We start from the raw sequence: 1,448 nt of genomic DNA, 5'->3' as shown, positions 1-1,448 counted from the left end.
TCATGTCCATTCGGGCCATTTGTTTCATCATCGCCACTTTGTCGGGCCTATCGATGGTCGTTGCGGGAAAAAGCGTTCCCTGCCCTAAATGCAACGAGGTATGCCCGGAGCCGTCCTGTGCCGTGGCCGTTACCTCCAAAGTGCCTTCAGGAACGGTCACGATGACATCATAGGTCTCGGCAATGCCAAAAAGAAAACGACTTTTGGAAACAGGCTCCACATCGACACCATCCCCGGAAACCACCATGGGGTTACCGCCACCGAAATCCATCCAATAATAGGTGGAGGCAGAGGCATTGACGAACCGGAGCCGCACTTTTTCCCCTGGTTTGAAATCAGGGTATTCGGCCAATGTTTTCCCATTGGTCAAAAATGCGGGGTAGTAGATATCCGCAATATCCGCTCCTTCCATACGATCTCGCCAAAATTTGAGTTGTGCACCTAGTGCACCTTCCTTGATGACCCTGCTCAAGGGCACCGCGGTCCCTTTTTTGACCTGGTACCACTCGTTTCCCCGTTTAAGGTTTCGGAGCACGTTCATGGCCTTTTCGTTCGTCCAATCGGAGAGCACCACGACCAAATCCTTATCGTAGTCCAACGTCTTTTCCTTGGGATGGATCAGTATCGAGCCATACACCCCCTTTTGCTCTTGCAGCATGGTGTGGGAATGGTACCAATAGGTACCTGATTGGTTGATCGGAATCCGATATTGGAAAGTTGTGCCAGGTTCTATGGGCGGTGTGGTCAAATAGGGAACCCCGTCATAAAAATTGGGCAAGATCAATCCATGCCAGTGTACGGAGGTTTCCACATCCATCTTATTGGTCACGTTGATCAGGGCGAAGTCACCCTCGTTGAATTCCAAGACCGGTCCCGGAATACTCCCATTGATGGTCATTGCATCGGCAGTGACCCCACCGAGGGTCAATTTGTTCTGTTCCAGTACAAGATTGTATTCCCGAACGGGTCTACCTTCCTCTTTTCTGTCCTCACCATTTGTCCCCACTTGCCCAAAAACATGGGTCGTCAAGGCAGTTAGGACAAAAAACAAGATTTTAGATTTCAATATTTTCATCATTCATTCATTTACATTTGTTCAATTACATTTCATCGGTGATTTCACCGCAGGTCAACATAGCCTCTCCGAAATAGGGATTTTTGATCTCTTTGGTCGTACTCAACCAATAGGCACCTTTGTTGTTATCGGCCATCGGGCAAAACTGTTCGTATATCTTTTGATCGACCCCAAAAAGCTTGACACCTTTGGATAGATGGGCGGACAGCTGTTTAAAATGATCGCGTTGGGCTTTGATATCCGATATCTTTGAAATGGAATTCGCCGAATTGGAGATTTCCTTCGAGATCGTCATCCAATGGTCGTGCGCCTTTTTGTCCGTCAATTGTTTCATATCCACATGTTCCAAGGCCGACAACACTTTTTTTGCAGC

At 48.0% G+C, this 1,448-nt stretch carries 2 protein-coding genes; both read right to left on the bottom strand.

Annotated features, from left to right (window positions below; genetic code table 11):
• Positions 1–1,075, bottom strand: a 1,075-nt coding sequence (locus tag GTK07_RS19130) for a multicopper oxidase domain-containing protein (protein WP_163636636.1), incomplete at its 3' end; no start/stop codon positions are given.
• Between the two features lie 25 nt (positions 1,076–1,100).
• Positions 1,101–1,448 (bottom strand): DUF3347 domain-containing protein (locus GTK07_RS19125; RefSeq protein ID WP_163636635.1); only part of this gene is annotated, 348 nt, incomplete at its 5' end.

The organism is Flagellimonas sediminis, from assembly GCF_010500845.1.
In the GTDB taxonomy this organism is placed as follows: Bacteria; Bacteroidota; Bacteroidia; order Flavobacteriales; family Flavobacteriaceae; genus Flagellimonas; species Flagellimonas sediminis.
Note: the sequence above shows the minus strand (reverse complement) of the source record. Positions and strands in the feature narration are given on the sequence as shown.